The 15,210-nt window shown below is 69.0% G+C and carries 14 protein-coding genes and 1 riboswitch; of the genes, 7 read left to right on the forward strand and 7 right to left on the reverse strand.

The features are described 5' to 3' along the window. Window positions 1-251 precede the first annotated feature (251 nt). Window positions 252-1,313 (reverse strand): LacI family DNA-binding transcriptional regulator, encoded by a 1,062-nt coding sequence (locus tag Msi02_RS16015; protein ID WP_204049091.1) that lies wholly within the window; start codon window positions 1,311-1,313, stop codon window positions 252-254. Window positions 1,314-1,455: 142 nt separating this feature from the next. On the opposite strand from Msi02_RS16015, the gene Msi02_RS16020 reads away from it, so the two are divergent. From Msi02_RS16020 to Msi02_RS16040, 5 genes are all read left to right on the forward strand, one after another. After that, on the forward strand, window positions 1,456-2,808 hold the full coding sequence (locus tag Msi02_RS16020; RefSeq protein ID WP_204049092.1) for an ABC transporter substrate-binding protein: 1,353 nt from the start codon (window positions 1,456-1,458) through the stop codon (window positions 2,806-2,808). A gap of 6 nt (window positions 2,809-2,814) precedes the next feature. After that, window positions 2,815-3,783 carry a carbohydrate ABC transporter permease gene (locus tag Msi02_RS16025; protein WP_204049093.1) on the forward strand — a complete coding sequence of 323 codons (969 nt, stop codon included), beginning with the start codon at window positions 2,815-2,817 and terminating at the stop codon, window positions 3,781-3,783. Continuing rightward, complete coding sequence (locus Msi02_RS16030) at window positions 3,780-4,604, forward strand: carbohydrate ABC transporter permease (RefSeq protein WP_204049094.1); 825 nt, start codon at window positions 3,780-3,782, stop codon at window positions 4,602-4,604. The genes Msi02_RS16025 and Msi02_RS16030 overlap by 4 nt, the downstream gene beginning before the upstream one ends. A 5-nt stretch (window positions 4,605-4,609) precedes the next feature. After that, entirely contained in the window at window positions 4,610-5,524 is a 915-nt protein-coding gene (locus Msi02_RS16035; protein ID WP_204049095.1) for an ROK family protein, read from the forward strand. 145 nt (window positions 5,525-5,669) lie between these two features. Beyond that, window positions 5,670-6,824 (forward strand): glycoside hydrolase family 68 protein, encoded by a 1,155-nt coding sequence (locus Msi02_RS16040; protein WP_204049096.1) that lies wholly within the window; start codon window positions 5,670-5,672, stop codon window positions 6,822-6,824. Window positions 6,825-6,849: 25 nt separating this feature from the next. Here the strand turns inward: Msi02_RS16040 and lgt are convergent, their stop codons facing one another. The 3 genes from lgt to Msi02_RS16060 all read right to left on the reverse strand — a co-directional run bounded on the left by lgt (window position 6,850) and on the right by Msi02_RS16060 (window position 10,295). Beyond that, the gene (gene lgt / locus Msi02_RS16045) at window positions 6,850-7,746 is read right to left on the reverse strand and encodes a prolipoprotein diacylglyceryl transferase (protein ID WP_204049097.1); all 897 of its coding nucleotides are present in this window, start codon (window positions 7,744-7,746) and stop codon (window positions 6,850-6,852) included. Window positions 7,747-7,884: 138 nt separating this feature from the next. Further along, complete coding sequence (locus Msi02_RS44795; protein WP_239108448.1) at window positions 7,885-9,243, reverse strand: CE1 family esterase; 1,359 nt, start codon at window positions 9,241-9,243, stop codon at window positions 7,885-7,887. Window positions 9,244-9,896: 653 nt separating this feature from the next. Next, a complete protein-coding gene (locus Msi02_RS16060; protein ID WP_204049098.1) occupies window positions 9,897-10,295 on the reverse strand; it encodes a VOC family protein in 399 nt (132 codons plus the stop codon). Window positions 10,296-10,389: 94 nt separating this feature from the next. Between Msi02_RS16060 and Msi02_RS16065 the strand changes: the two genes are divergently transcribed. Further along, window positions 10,390-11,400, forward strand: a complete 1,011-nt coding sequence (locus Msi02_RS16065) for a helix-turn-helix transcriptional regulator (RefSeq protein WP_204049099.1) — start codon at window positions 10,390-10,392, stop codon at window positions 11,398-11,400. A 46-nt stretch (window positions 11,401-11,446) separates the two neighbouring features. On the opposite strand, the gene Msi02_RS16070 is transcribed toward Msi02_RS16065, so the two are convergent. Next, window positions 11,447-12,253 carry an alpha/beta fold hydrolase gene (locus Msi02_RS16070; RefSeq protein ID WP_204049100.1) on the reverse strand — a complete coding sequence of 269 codons (807 nt, stop codon included), beginning with the start codon at window positions 12,251-12,253 and terminating at the stop codon, window positions 11,447-11,449. Between the two features lie 61 nt (window positions 12,254-12,314). On the opposite strand from Msi02_RS16070, the gene Msi02_RS16075 reads away from it, so the two are divergent. Next, window positions 12,315-12,731 (forward strand): MarR family winged helix-turn-helix transcriptional regulator, encoded by a 417-nt coding sequence (locus Msi02_RS16075; RefSeq protein ID WP_204049101.1) that lies wholly within the window; start codon window positions 12,315-12,317, stop codon window positions 12,729-12,731. A 77-nt stretch (window positions 12,732-12,808) separates the two neighbouring features. Here the strand turns inward: Msi02_RS16075 and Msi02_RS16080 are convergent, their stop codons facing one another. Further along, the gene (locus tag Msi02_RS16080; RefSeq protein WP_239108449.1) at window positions 12,809-13,258 is read right to left on the reverse strand and encodes a C40 family peptidase; all 450 of its coding nucleotides are present in this window, start codon (window positions 13,256-13,258) and stop codon (window positions 12,809-12,811) included. Window positions 13,259-13,442: 184 nt separating this feature from the next. Then, a riboswitch (cyclic di-AMP (ydaO/yuaA leader) is annotated at window positions 13,443-13,600 on the reverse strand. 398 nt (window positions 13,601-13,998) lie between these two features. Beyond that, window positions 13,999-15,180 (reverse strand): serine hydrolase domain-containing protein, encoded by a 1,182-nt coding sequence (locus Msi02_RS16085; RefSeq protein ID WP_239108468.1) that lies wholly within the window; start codon window positions 15,178-15,180, stop codon window positions 13,999-14,001. Window positions 15,181-15,210 lie beyond the last annotated feature (30 nt).

A 15,210-nucleotide genomic window follows, 5' to 3' on the forward strand; every position in this document is an offset into this window, starting at 1 on the left:
CATGACGCGGGTCCGGCTCGGGCGTTCCTGACGTAGAAGCCCTGTCAGGGAGCGCGATCAGGACCGAATCGAGTTGAAGCGGCGGGCTTGGCGCAAGGCCGAGCCCGCCGCGGTCATGCGGAGAGGCAGTGCAACCTGGCCGGGTCAGCGAACGCTTAGGCGCGCCGGCCGATCACATGCGCGTCGAGCGACCGCCTCCGAAGGAGCCGGTGCCGGATCGACCCGCGGATCGCTTGATCTACACCGTGCGGTCAGGTGCCCGGCGACGCGACCGACTGCCGGAGGCGGATGGGCATCGGCACGCGATGCACCTCGCCCTCCCCGCCGTCGTCCTCACGGTCACGGCCGATCTCCGTGAACAGCACGTCGACGGCCTTGCGCCCGAGCTCGTAATGGGGGAGGGCCACCGTCGTCAGCTGGGGGCGCATCCACGAGGCGATGGGGTGGTCGTCGAAGGACACGACGGAGACGTCGGCGGGCACCTTGAGCCCGAAGTCGTCAAGTGCCTGGTAGGCGCCCAGGGCGAGCCGGTCGTTGAAGCAGATCAACGCCCGCGGGCGCTCCTTCTGCAGCAGGGCACGGGTCGCGGCGAGGCCGTACTCCGGTTGCCAGTCAGGGCAGACGTGGCCGCCCGCCGGCTTGACCCCCGCCTCCGCGAGCACCTCGCGAATGCCGATGAGCCGTTCGACGGCCGCGACACTTCCGCCCGCCGGGACGTTGCGCCGTCCGGGGCCGGCGCCGATCAGGTGGATGCCCTCGCGATGGCCGGCGTCGAGCAGAGCCCTCGCGGCGACGCGTCCGGCCTCGATCTCGTCGGGGATGACCGAGGGCAGCGGTGACGGCTGTTTGGGGAGCGCGTTGAGCAGGACGGCGGGGGCGACGGTCATGGCCTTCGGCACCTTGATGGTTCTCGTGTACATCGCGGCCAGGATGATCCCGTCCACCTGTCGGTCGTGCATGGCCTGCAGCAGGAGCCGCTCGAGTTCGGCGTCCCCCTCCGTCTCACCGATGAACAGCATGAAGCCGCGCTCCCGCGCGGCCTCGAGTGCTCCCTTGATCATGTCGCCGGCGAGCCGCGACGTGGCGACCGTGTCGGAAACAAAGCCGATAGTCCGAGTTGTCCCAGTTCGCAGGCCTACGGATACGATGTTCGGCCGGTACTGCAACTCGGCCGCGGCCTTGAGGACGCGCTGCTCGACATCCTGAGAGATGCGCAACTCCCGGCCGCGCCCGGACAACGCGAGCGACGCGGTGGTCGGCGAGACGCCGGCGATCTTGGCTACATCCGCCAGCGTGACCCGTCGTGGGCTCACCGGGTGACCTCCTGCGATGTGGGGGTTGACACCCCGCGACACGTGTGATGAGACTATCGCACTGCTAATCCGATTTAGCAAACCTGAGTCCTGGGGCGTCCGGTGCGTACCGGCGAGTCCCCGAGCAATCAAGGAGACGCAGATGTCGCGTCGAATTCGCTGGAGCGGGGCCGTGCTCACGGTCGTGGTGGGAGGGACGCTGGCGGGCTGCGGGGCGCCCGGCGGCGACGCCCCTCAGCCGGAGGCCACCAGCGCGTCCCTGGCGGCCGCGCCGGCCTGCGGTACGGCACCGGTCACGCTCAACGCCTATATCGAGACCGGCTTCCCCCTGCCGAAGGAGCTCAGCACCGAGTTCTCCAAGCAGCACCCGAACGTGAAATGGAACATCCGGGAGGACCAGTTCGCGGTGATCACGCAGAACGCGCCGCGCGTCCTCGCCGACGATCCGCCGGACCTGATGCGGCTTCCCCAGGTATCGGAGCTGGTGAAGAACAACCTGCTGAAAAACCTCGACGGCTACGCGAAGGCGTTCGGCTGGGATTCCTGGCCGGCCTCCCAGCTGGAACAGATGCGCATGGCCCCCGGTGGGAAGACCCGCGGCGAGGGGTCGCTGTACGCCATGGGGCTGAACTTCAGCATGACCGGCGTGTTCTACAACAAGAAGCTCGCCGCCAAGATCGGCATGTCGTCCCCGCCCGCCACCCTGGCCGAACTGGACGACGCGCTCGCGAAGGCCAAGAGCGCCGGCATCCCCCCGATCGCCCAGTTCAACGGCGGAGCCACCGGCGGTCTCGCCTTCCCGCTGCAGGACCTCATGGCCGCGTACGGTCCCTCGGGGCCGATCAACGACTGGATCTACCAGAAGCCGGGCGCCACGATCGACACCCCCTCCAACCTGCAGGCGACGCGTCACCTGGAGAAGTGGATCAAGGCCGGGTACTTCTGGAAGGACGTCAACGCCGTCGACTACGCGACGATGATGAGCCGCTTCATCAAGGGCGAGGGCCTGTTCATGTTCAACGGCGACTGGGAGTCGGGGAACCTCGACAAGCAGATGCCGGGCGACGTGGGCTTCTTCCTGATGCCGCCGGTGGAGCAGGGCGGCAAGCAGGCCGCGATGTCGGCACCCCTCACCTTCGGGATCAGCTCCAGGGCGAAGAACGCCGACTGCGCGGCGTACTTCCTCAACTGGGTGGCGACCGACCCGAAGGCGCGTGAGATCGGCGTGAAGGTCGGCGGGTCGCACCCGATGGGCCCGGCGGACGCCCCCATGCCGGAGGTGGCGAAGGACACGGTCACGGCGAGCACCCTGGCGGCCGGGGCGAAGATCGCCGAGGACAACGGCGCGATGGACTTCATCGCCAACGCCACCGGCGCGATCTACGCCAAGAGCTGGACCCCCCAGTTGCAGAAGCTGGTCGCCGGGCAGCAGAACCCCGAGGGGCTGCTGAAGTCGGTGCAGAGCGACTACACGACCCAGGTCGGGGGGAGCTGAGCACCGATGACACGGCCGACTCCCGACAGCGCGGTCGATTCCCCCGCGACCCGCCCCGGGCCGGCAGCCGTGACGAGGAAGCGGAGCTCCGCCCGCGCGGCGGGGCTCCGCACGCCGAGTTGGGTCGGCTGGCTCTTCGTGGCTCCGGCACTCGGCGTCTACGCGGTCTTCGTACTGCGCCCGATCGCGCTCACCGTCCAGTACTCGATGTACCGCTGGGACGGCATCGGCCCGTCCACCTGGACCGGACTGGGCAACTACGTCAGGGTGTTCACCGACCCCGACCTGTTCGCCTCCATCCTCAACGCGGTCAAGCTGATCGTCTTCTTCAGCGTGATCCCGGTCGTGCTGGGTCTGGCGATCGCCTCGACGATCCGCCGGATCGCCACGAGCCGGCTCGCGCTGGTGGCGCGGACGGTTCTGTTCCTGCCGCAGGTCATCCCGCTCGTCGCCGCCGGCATCGCCTGGAGCTGGCTGATGTCGTCGACCGGACTGGTCAACCAGTTGCTCACGTACGCCGGGCTCGGCGGCGTGGCACGCGCGTGGCTGGGCGACTTCTCCACGGCCCTGCCGGCGGTCGGCGTGATCGGGGCGTGGGTGCTGCTCGGCCTGTGCACGATCCTTCTCCTGTCCGGCATGAGCAAGATCGACCCGGCGCTGTACGAGGCCGCCCGGATGGACGGAGCGGGGCCGCTGCGCGAGTTCGTCTCGATCACCGTGCCAAGCCTGCGGCAGGAGATCGGCGTCTGCGTCACGGTGACCGTGATCGCGGCTCTGGCGAGCTTCGACATCGTCTACGTCTCCACTCAGGGCGGACCGGGCAACGCGACCATGGTCCCCGGGCTGGAGATCTACTACCTGGCCTTCTCCGAGCGGCAGGTGGGCATGGCGTCCGCACTGGCCGTCGTGCTCATGGTGCTCGTCCTCCTCGTCGCCCTTCCCATCCAGTGGCTCACCAAGGACAAGTCCTCATGATCGTCGGACGCCGGGAGACGTGGACCGGAAGGCTGCTGCTCGTCCTGCTGATGGCGGTCACGCTCATGCCGTTCCTCAGCCTGTTCGTCACCGCCCTGCACCCGTCCGGCAGCTACCCCTCCGGCCTGGAGTGGCCGCGCGATCCGCAGTGGGGCAACTTCGTCAAGGCGTTTCAGGCCGCGCGGATGATCGAGCTGGTGAAATCGAGCACGCTCATCGTCCTCGGCGTGGTTCCCGTCTCGCTGCTCCTCGGGACGCTGGCGGGTTTCGCCATCGGTCACCTGCGGATGGCGGGACGGAATCTGGTGTTCCTCGCGTTCGTGCTCGGGTTGACGCTGCCGTTCGAGGGCATCATCACGCCGCTGTACTACCAGGTGCGCGACATGGGGCTGCTGAACACCCGGTGGGCCATCATCCTGCCGCTCATCGGGCTGTTCATGCCGTTCGCGGTCTTCTGGATGCGGGCGCACTTCGTCAACATGCCCGACGAACTGTCCGAGAGCGCGCGGATGGACGGTGCGAACGTGTGGCAGCTCTTCTGGCGCATCCACGTCCCGCTGGCCATGCCGGCGCTGTCGTCCCTGGCCATCCTGCTGTTCCTGTGGACCTGGAACCAGTTCCTCCTGGCGATCGTCCTCGTCGACGACCCGTTGAAGCGGACGATGTCCGGGGCCCTCGGTGCCTTCCAGGGGCAGTGGGGAACCAACATGCCACTGCTCTGCGCGGGGTCGCTGCTGATCCTGACCCCCACGCTCGTGATCTTCCTCATCTTCCAGCGCCGTTTCGTCACGGCTCTGCTCCAGGGCTCCCTGAAGGGGTGACGCGCATGGACGGAGCCGCCCCGTTCTACGGGGGGATCGAAGCGGGCGGGACGAAGTGGGTGTGCGCGGTCGCCGACGCCGGGGGAGGCCTCCTCTCGACCGAAGTGATCCCCACGAGCACGCCGGAGACGACCATCCGCGCCGCGGTGCGGTTCTTCGGCGACCATCGGCCGCTCGCCGCGCTCGGCATCGGCACCTTCGGCCCGGTGGATGTGCGACCTGGCTCGCCGACGTACGGCCGCATCCTGGCCACGCCCAAGCCGGGCTGGGCGAACGTCGACGTCGTCTCCCCTCTGCGCGCCGCGCTGGGCGTACCCGTCCGCCTGGACACGGACGTCAACGCCGCTGCGCTGGGGGAATGGCGGCGAGGAGCGGGCGCGGGGCTCGGCACGTTCGCGTACATGACCGTGGGCACGGGCGTCGGCGTGGGGGCGGTGGTGAACGACGGGCTGGTGCACGGACTCCTGCACCCTGAGTTCGGCCACATCCGCATCCCCCACGACCCGGTCAGGGACCCGTTCGCGGGGAGCTGTCCCTTCCACGGCGACTGCCTGGAGGGGCTCGCGTCGGGTGAGGCGATGCGTCGGCGATGGGGACGTCCCGCCGAGCGCCTGGACGACCCGTCGGCCTGGGAACTCGAGGCCGAGTACGTCGCCCTCGCCGTCATGAACCTGACCTACGCGCTGTCGCCCGAGCGGATCGTCGTGGGCGGGGGCGTCGCCAGGCACCCCGCGCTGCTTCCGGCGGTGCGGGCGCGGCTGCTCACCCTCGCCGCCGGCTACCCGGGGGCGCCGTTGCCCACCGGCCCCGCGGCCATGGAGGAGTACGTCACCGGCCCCTCCCTCGGCGACCACTCGGGAGTGGTCGGAGCCGTGGAACTGGCGCGCGTGGCGAGCGCCGAATCGACCCGCTTTCTGTGACGCGCCGGGAAACGCCCCGCGCGATTGAGTTGGAGGTTCTTCGAATGGCTCCTTGGGGGCGGCGAGAGGGCATGCCCGGACCGGAGACCCGGTCCGGCGCGTACGAGGGGCTCGCCGGCGGACGGCGACGTGACGGGGGGACCGCGTGAACGGCGAGCCCGCGCGCTGGACGCGGCGGCACCTCGCCGCGCCGGCCGGCGGTGCGGCGACGACGGCACCGGTCATCGGCCTTCCGGCGCCGCCGCGCGTGCTGCCTCACCACGACGTCTGGGATCTGTGGCCGATTCAGGAGGAGGACGGCTCGACGTCCGTGGTGCGGGGCCGCGAGTTGTGGATGGCGCTTTCCTCGCCCGCCCTGGGCCACCCCGAGGAGCGTCACGACCGCGCCCGCCTCCGGCTGCTCGCCAGGGCCGGCGACGGCTGGACCGACCTCGGTCACGCCTTCGCCGACGGAGCCTCGCCGGGCAGCCGGGAATGGTCGGGGTCGGCGGTCCGCAGACCGGACGGCACGGTGTCGGTGTTCTACACGGCCGCGGGCCGGCGAGGGGAGGCCCGCCCGACGTTCGCCCAGACCGTCGTCGAGGCCCGCGCCCGGCTGCTGACCGAGGGAGGCCGGGTCCTGCTGGATCAGGCCGCCGAGCATCGGGAGGTCCTCCGCTCGGACGGCGTGACGTATCTGCCGGCCGACGACATCGAGGGAGGACCCGGGCGGATCAAGGCGTTCCGCGATCCCGGCTGGTTCCGCGACCCCGCCGACGGGCGCGAGTATCTGCTGGTCGCGGCGTCCGTCGCCCCGTCCGGCGACGCGGACCACGCCTTCATGGGTGCGGTGGCCCTCGCGGCCGCGACACCGGACGGCTGGTCGCTGCGGCCGCCCCTCCTCGTGGCCGACGGAGTCAACCACGAGATCGAGCGGCCGCACGTCGTGGTGCACCGGTCGTCGTACTACCTCTTCTTCTCCACACACCGGCACTCGTTCCACCCGCCGGGGAGCGCACCCACGGGGCTCTACGGCTTCGTCGCCCCCAGCCTCACCGGGCCCTACAGGCCGCTCAACGGCTCGGGGCTCGTGCTGCGCAACCCCGCGGAAGAGCCCGACCAGGCGTACGCCTGGCTGGTCCTGCCCGACCTGAAGGTCGTGAGCTTCCTGAACTACCGTTCCAACGGAGGATCGGATCCCTGGCAGGCCGGGCCTGCCGAGGCGAGGGCCGCCTTCGGCGGGACGATCGCGCCGGTTCTCGAACTCACCCTGCGGGAGGCCGCCACCTCTGTGGTCGTTCCCGCGACCGGGCGGTCGTGAGGGGGCGACGGCACCAGCGCGTTCGTCAGGTGCGCTCGATCGGATCGGAGGATTGTCCGCCGTTCTCCTCGTACGAGGCCTTGTGCGTCGAGGCCGGCACTGCGAGCTGTTCGGTGCCCTTGTCACGAGTCGCCCACAGATAGACCAGCGCGCCGGCGAACAGCACGATCGAGGTCCACTGGTTGATCCGCAGCCCCAGGAGCGTCACCGCGTGGTCCACTCCGCCCACCGGGTCGATTCGCAGCCCCTCGATCCAGAACCGCCCGAACGTGTAGCCGGCGACGTAGAGGGCGAACAGGCGGCCGTGGCGCAGCGTGAACCGCCTGCCGGCCAGGATCAGCCCGAAACCGAGTGCCGCGTCCCACAGCGACTCGTACAGGTACGTCGGGTGGTAGAGCACGCCTGGCTCGCCGCCATGCGCCTGGTCGATCTCCAGTCCCCACGGCAAGGTGGTCGGACCGCCGTACAGCTCCTGGTTGAACCAGTTGCCCCAGCGGGCGATGGCCTGCCCGAACGCGATGCCGGGCGCGACCGTGTCGGCCACGGCGCGCAGAGACAGCCCCCGGCGGCGGCAGGCCAGCCACACGCCCACGCCTCCCAGGGCGACCGCGCCCCAGATGCTGAGCCCGCCTTCCCAGATGAACAACGCCTGGTAGGGCTCCTTGATCGCGCGCGGGCCGAAGTAGGTCTGCCAGTCGGTGATGACGTGGTAGAGGCGTGCGCCGATCAGGCCGAAGATCACTGCGGGGACCGCGATGTCGCTGATCGCGCCCTTCTCGCCGCCGCGGGCGCGCCAGCGGCGCTCGCTGAGCCAGGTGCCGAAGACGATCGCGAGGATGAAGCACAATGCGTAGGCCCGGATCGGGATGAACCCGAGATACCAGACCCCTTGGGAAGGGCTGGGAATCGAGGCAAGGGGCATGCCGGTGAGGCTAGTCAGCGTGAGGCCGTTCGGCTGCCTTGGTGACCTGATCGCAAACCTTCTGCGATGTGACGCCCATGCCGGGGAGGGCCGGGGGTGGAGTCCGGTCGGGCGCCACCCCCGGGTGATCGTTGTCGATCAGGCGATGACGCAGGGGCTCCCGTTGAGGGTGAACGCGGTGGGCTTGGCGGCGTTGCCGGTGTGCGTGGCCTGGAAGCCGATCTCAGTGGAGGCTCCGGGCGCCAGCGTGCCGTTGTAGCTCACGTTTGTCGCCGTGACCTGTCCGCTGGTGGGGGAGTAGGTGGCGTTCCATCCGTTGGTGATGGTCTGGCCGCCGGGAAGCGTGAAGGCCAGTGACCAGCCGTTGATGGTGGAAGAGCCGGTGTTCGTGATCGTGAGGTTCTCCGTCAGCCCGTTGTTCCAGGCGTTCACGGTTGCGCTGACGCGGCAGGCGCCCGATCCGCCGCTGGGCGACGGTGACGGAGAAGGCGACGACGACGGGGACGGTGACGCGGACGGGGACGGGGAAGCGGAAGGCGAAGGTGAGGGAGAAGGAGACGTCGACGGACCGGACTGGAACTGGGTGAAGAACTTCCACACCTCTGCCGAGGTCCAGGTCCTGGCACCGCTGGTAGAGGTGGACCCGTCGTTCGGAGAGGGGGTGTGGTCCCCGTCGAACGCGGCCCAGACGACCGGGTATCCGGCCCGGCACCCCGAGTAGGCGGTGATGATGTGCGTCAGGCTGCCCTGCGCGGGCTCCCGCGGGGTCATGGGGGTGCAGCCGTTGTTCGCGACGAACCTGTCCCGCAGCGACCGCCCGTTGGAGATGTTGAGCACTGAGTCATGGGTGCCGTGGATTCCCATGTACGCGACGGGCTGGGTGCCGCCGTTGCACCCGCTGAGCTGCGCGCCGGAGTAGACCGCGACCGCGCGGAAGACCGTCGGCCGGGCGCACGCGACCGCGAAGCTCATCGAGCCGCCGTAGCTCCACCCCATGGCGAAGCGCTGCGTCGTGTCGACACAGAGATCGCTCTCGACGCGCTTCAGCACGTCGTCGGTGAAGGTCAGGTCTTCACCATTGGTGTTGCCCCAGCCGTTGTTGATGCCCTGGGGTGCGATGAAGATCGTGCTGTTGTTGGAAAGTTGCTTGAGCCCGTAGTAGGACCAGACGGCTCCGTCAGATCCGCCCGTGTCGACGATCTGGGCGGTGCCGTTCAACCAGTGGTACGCGAAGATCAACCGGTAGGGGTGGTTGTTGTCGTAGTTGTCGGGAATCCTCAGAATCCAGGTGCGATTCTTGCCGCTGGTCGTGATGGTCTGTGAACCGCTTCTCAGCGTCGGGGCCTTGCCACATCCGGCGGTTGCCGCTGCGACGGCGCCGGCCGAGGACGGCGTGGTCGCGCCGAGGCTGTCGCTCAGTGCCATACGTCCCGTGGTCAGGACGAGAAGCGCGGCGGCCGCGATGGCGGTATAGATGGATCTCTGTCGCAACTTCACGTAACTCCCTTTGCCGTTCGAAAATCGACATGCGTCGATTGGGAAGCCAGGTGTTTTTCCTTCATCCGGTGGAGCGTGCGCAGTCGGCATACGCATGCCGGCCGAGCGGCCTCCCCGGACGGATTCGAACGCTAAGTGAGCCCACCGTCAGTCGGACCCGCATCATCGGCGCGCGCGCATGCTCGCCTCTTCCCTGCTGCAGAAGAGCATGGCGAGTTCAGATGCCCGTCAGCGTCGGCATGGCGCTTCTGGTGATGCGGCCATGTTAGCGCTAACAGTGACGGGGGCGGCCAAGTGCTCCTTTCTGCCGGGCGACTGGAGGTGGTGGCGAAGCGGAGCAAATATGAAGTCATGAGATCTGTCAAGGATTTCGCCTTGCCCTCGGACGTCCTTCGCCGGTAACCGTCCATTCCTTCAGTTCTGACCAGGAAAGAAGCCACGGCTGCCGTTGACGCCGGGATGTAATTTTCATCGTCGACGCCCCGAGCCGCCGTTGCCGTATCTGCGCCGGAAGACCAGCCCGAACACCTGGCGCTGGTGGCAGGACGTGGAGTGGACGGCCGATCTGCCCCGCAGGAGCGTCACGACCTGACGTCCCCGGGCGCCGACGCCGGGGTTCCGGAGCTCCTGCCCGGGGGCGCGGTGTCGCGCCGTCAGCGGGCGAACTTCTCGATGGCGGCCGGGCTGACAGGGGTGAAGAAGTTGACGAGGTTGCCGTCCGGGTCGCGGAACAGGAGCGACCGGTTGCCCCAGGGCATCGTCGTGGGCTCTTGGACGAACTCCTCGACGGAGCCGACCAGGTTCTGATGCACGCCGTCCACGTCGTCGACGAGGAACTCGATGATCACGCTGCGGTTGTCGGCCGGCTGGGCGGCGCCGGGGGCGAAGAGCGGGACGGTGCGGGTGCTGCCGATCGCGAGCGTGGCGGAGGCGGTCCTGAGCTCGGCGAAGTCCTCACTGGACCAACTGGCCCGCGCTCCCGTGGCTCGCTCGTAGAAGTCGACGAGGCGTGCGACATCGGCCGTGATGATGCGGATCGATACGAAGTCCATGGTGATCTCCCTGGTTCGTGAGGTTGTCCTCCCGCGGCACACTAGGACGAATACCGGACAGAAACCGCCCAGTATCTTCACTAGATTGTGTGACGTGGCTCGACCTACTCATCGCGTGCTCACCCTGCTGGAGCTCCTGCAGTCGGGCGGCATTCGGACCATGGCCGAGCTCGCAGACCGGCTCGGCGTCGACGAGCGCACCGTGCGGCGGTACGTGGATCATCTGATCGACCTCGACGTGCCCGTCGAATCCGTGCGCGGCCGCTACGGCGGATACCGGCTCGCCCCCGGATACCGCATGCCTCCGCTCATGCTGAGTGACGACGAAGCGCTCGCCGTGCTGCTCGGCCTGGTCGCCGGTCGCCGGTCAGGGTTGACGACGACGACGGGTACGGCGAGTGAGACGGCGGCGGCCAAGATCCGGCGGGTCTTGCCCGAGCGGCTCGCCCGCAGGCTCGACACCGTGCTCGAATCCCTCGCTTTCACGGCTCCGCCCGGCGAGTTCGCCGCCCCGGAGACCGCGGTCCTGCTCTCCGTCGCCGATGCGGTGCGCCATCACCGGCCGATCTCGATCAGGTACACCGCCGCCGACGGCCGGCGCAGCGAACGCACGCTGCATCCGTACGGGCTCGTCGCCCATTCGGGCCGGTGGTACGTCACGGGTGCGGATCCCGAGATCGGCGAGGATCGCACCTTCCGGCTGGATCGCATCGCGGATGCGAGGACCCTGCCCGGTTCGTTCGAGCCGCCCGCCGGGCTCGATCCGGCGCAGCACGTCCTGTCGGGGTTCGCCAAGGCTCGGTATCGGCATGAAGTGGTCCTGCGGATCCAGGGAACGGCCGAGCAGATCCGCGCCCGGCTTCCCGCCGGCGTCGCGACCGTGGAGGAGTCCCCGTCCGCGGAAGGCGCGGATCCCGAGACCGAGGGCTGGCTCCGGGTCGAGGTGCGGGCGGAGCGGCTCGACTGGCTGCCTCCGGTGCTCGCGTCGCTCGATCGGCCGTTCGTCATCGAGCGTCCGGACGAGCTCCGCGGTCTCGTCGTCGCGCTCGCGGACCGGCTCGCGGCCTCCGCCCGCAGGGTCCCGCCCCCGCCGGGCACGGTCTGAAGCGCAGCGCTCCCTTTCGGCAGTGCCCTTCAAGGCGCGATCGCCACTACTCGCCGGTGCCCGCCGCGATCGCCGGGGAACCGGGCGCGGCTGCGTGCAGATAGTGGTCGATCGCGGCGAAGGTGGCTGCCGGCTGTTCGATGTGCGGCAGGTGTCCGGCCTCCGGGATCACCTCCAGCCGGCCGCTCCCGAAGGCCTCGGCGTAGGCGGCGCCGTAGGCGGGCGTGACGATCCGGTCGCTCTCTCCCCACAGCAGGAGAGCGGGGACGTCGACGTGCCTCAACCGGCGGAGCAGTTTGGGGTCGTGCATGTAGGGGTCGCCCGCCAGCGTGCGCATGGTGGCCATGTCGGCCGCCCGGCGCGTGAGTTGGTCGGCGGGGACATCGGCCGGATCGACGTAGAACCGCTGCGAGTCGTGCCAGGCGTACTCGGCGACGCCGCGGGCGTCGAGGGAGAAGAAGTCGCGGATCGGCTCGCCGGGGACGTGCACGCCGACGGCGTCGATCAGCACCAGGCCGGTGATGATCCCCGCGGTGTCGCGTACGGCCATCTCGGCGGCGATCCAGCCGCCTAGGGAGGAGCCGACGACGAGGACGTCGCGCAGTGCGAGCCGATGCAGGCAGTGCAGGTAGGCCAGGGCGAGGTCGTCTATGCCGGTGAGCCATGGAGGGCGGGGCGTGCCGTCCCAGCCGGGGTGCACAGGCGTGATGGCGTGTGTCGTCCGATGAAGGTGCCGGGCGAGCCCGGCGACCGTGCCGGGGCCGCCGCCGCCGTGCAGGATCAGGGCCGGTCGGCCGGTTCCGGCCTCCGACACGGTGAGGGACAGATCGTCGTAGAGCAGGATCGTGGTCATGGGCACAGCGTAACTAAAGATGTTTATTTAAACTAGCTTAGTCTCGTACTAAACTTGTGCCGTGCACGGCGATCTGCAAGAACTCGGACGAGCCGTCAAGCAGGCTCAGTATCGGCAGCACCGGGCCCTGGAGAGCGGGCTGTCGGCGATCGGCGCGACGCTGGCCCAGTGGGACGCCCTCCGGGCGATCAGCCGCTCTCCCGGGGCGTCGGCCCGGGAACTGGCCGCGGCCACCTTCCAGACCGAGCAGGCCTTCGGGACCCTCGCCGGTCGGCTGGTCGCCCAGGGATGGATCGAGCGCCGGCCCGGGCGCGGCCGGCGCATCGAGCACCATCTCACCCCTTCCGGCGAGCAGGTCCTGCAAACCGGGCACAAGGTCGCCGACGAGGTGCTCGCCAGGTGCTACACCGCCTTGTCGGACACGGACCGCGGGACCCTGCTGATCCTGCTCCGGCGCCTCATCGCGGACGGCGCGTAGTCCGATCGGCGGAGATGCCCCGGGCGGCGGCGTGCGCCGGAGACATCTCCGCCGAGGATTTCTCCGTGGCCCCGCGGTCAGACCCCGGGGCGTACGGCGGTGAGGAAGCTGCTCCTCCAGTAACCGTTGAGCTTGTCGACGCTGACCACCGCGCCGCTGTGCGGGGCGCTGATCACCTTCTTGTGCCCGATGTACATGCCCACGTGGCCGCCGCCGCTGGTGAAGATGAGGTCGCCGGGCTTGAGATGCGCCAGGGAGACCCTCTTCTTGACGGCATCGAGCATCGACCATGTCGTACGCGGGAGCTTGACGCCGGCCTTGCGCCAGGCGAATTGGACGAGCCCGGAGCAGTCGAACGCCCGTGGGCCCGTGGCGCCCCATACGTACGGATCGCCGAGGTGCTTCTTCGCCACCTTGATGGCGTGCTCGGCCTTCTCCTGCTGGAGGGCCGACTTGGTGAGCTTCGTGTTCGCGGAGTCGTCCGCCGTGGACGCCGCGGGGACCTCGCCGTTGTCCGGGGTGGTCACCGTAGCGGGGGGCTCGGGTGGAATGACCGTCGAGGCCGCCGGTGGGGCTGCCACCGCCCCCGACGCGGCGGCCGCGGGAAGCGCGCTCAAAGCTCCTGCGGAGGCGGTGAGTGCCGCGCTACTGATCGTGACGCAGGCAATGCGGAGCAGAGTGGTGGAGTTGGTGGACAGGGGATCTCTCCCTAGGGTCTTCCGCTTGTGCCTACCGGGTTAGCTGACGGATTCGGGCGGGGAAGTCGCCCTACGGCGCTGACGCGCCGATTCACCCCAGACCTTCGTCGAAGGTCGATTGGTTCCCCGGCTCCGGGCCTCCTTGCTGCACGGATTCGGCATCACCGCCGCCCAGGGGGGCGGAGAGGACGTGGCGACGGTGACAGTGGATGGTCGTTTTCGAACACGGCCTGGCCGGGTTCATAACGGCGGCGTCACAGGGACCCCGTCGTTGGGCAAGGAAACTACCAAGTTGCCCCATAAAGTCGCAAAGGCCCCAAAAAGGTAAGGATCACGTAAAAAGGATCAAAAGCACATAACTGCAGGTCAAGGAGCGTCCGCATGCTGACGTGTGTGATGCTCGTCACATGCGTCATGTGTCTTCCGGGCCGTCAACGCACGCGCGCACAGCCCGCGAACGGCTCGCGGAGACTGAGTCGTGCGCGGTGAGGTCATCGCCGCTCTGCACCAGTTGGTATGACTCCCCGATCCGGCCGTCGAGCGCCCGGGCTCCCGCGGCGGTGGTCCCCCTACGGCTTCACGAGGGCCGTGGTCACCACTTCGGCGGTTTCGGCAGGCCCGTATCGGTCTCCCGGGACATTCCGTCCGAGCCGTACGACGACCGTGTCCGAGCCGGGATCGACCTGGATGACCTGACCACCGAAACCCAGTGCCCAGTACATGTCGTGAGGTGCGCCGTCGACCAGGCGCCGGCGCGGCGCGGCGGAACTCCGCTCTCTCGTGCTGGGCTTCAGCGGGTCGACGACGGGACCGCGGGCGTTCACCCACCACAGGTAGCCGTACGCGGCGTTCAACTTCTGCGACGGCCGGCCGGTCGCCGCCTCGACCCACCGCCGGGGGACGATCTGCTTCCCCTGCCAGTTTCCTTCCCGTAGGAAGAGGTAGCCGAAGCGGGCCATGTCCTCGCAGGTGGAGTTCAGGCCGGAGAACATGTTGGTGTTGCCGGCTCCATCAAGGGTCATCCTCGAGCGGCTCATGCCGATGGGGCCGAAAAGTCTCTCCTGCACGTACGCCGCAGGACTCTGCCCGGTCGCCTTCGTGAGCACGGCATCGAGCGTCTGGATGGCGGAGTTGTTGTATGCCCAGACGTCCCCGGGGGCCGCGTCCTGGGCGAGGCCGACGGCGAAGCCCGTGCGATCGGCCGCCCGGACGAGGCGGCGGTAGTCGGTGTCGAAATCCCAGTGCCGGCCGGAGACGTTGCTCAGGATGTCCTTGATCGTGACGTCTGCGGAGGGGGTGCCGGCCCACTCGGGGACGTACTCAGACACCTTGTCATCGATGGAAAGCCTGCCCTCCGCTTCGGCGATGCCGACCAGGGTGCCGGCGTAGGACTTGGTCGCGGAGAAAACCTCCTGGCTGGTGGTCGTGTCGGCGTCGTTCCAGTACCAGTCGGCCACGAGTCGCCCGTGCCGGATCACGACCAGGCAGTTCGCGCCTCTTCTCCCGGCATCGAGAGCGATCTTCTCCAACCCGGCGCGATCGAAACCGGCGTCATCCGGGCTGATGCGACGCCATTCCGCTCCCGGATAGGCGGTCGTGGCGGGACGGAAGGCGGCCGACGGGGTGGGAAGACCTGCCCGCGCCTGCGGTGGTGTGGTCCGGGACCCGGCCGAACACGCCGAGCCGAAGGCGGCGGCCGCGAGAGTCAGCGTCAGGACGCCCCGCGCGATGGGGGACTCGCTCCGCCGCATGCTCACCTCTCCGCCTTCGGCCACTCCTAC

Origin of the sequence: Microbispora siamensis (assembly GCF_016863095.1) — a bacterium.
Classification (GTDB): domain Bacteria; phylum Actinomycetota; class Actinomycetes; order Streptosporangiales; family Streptosporangiaceae; genus Microbispora; species Microbispora siamensis.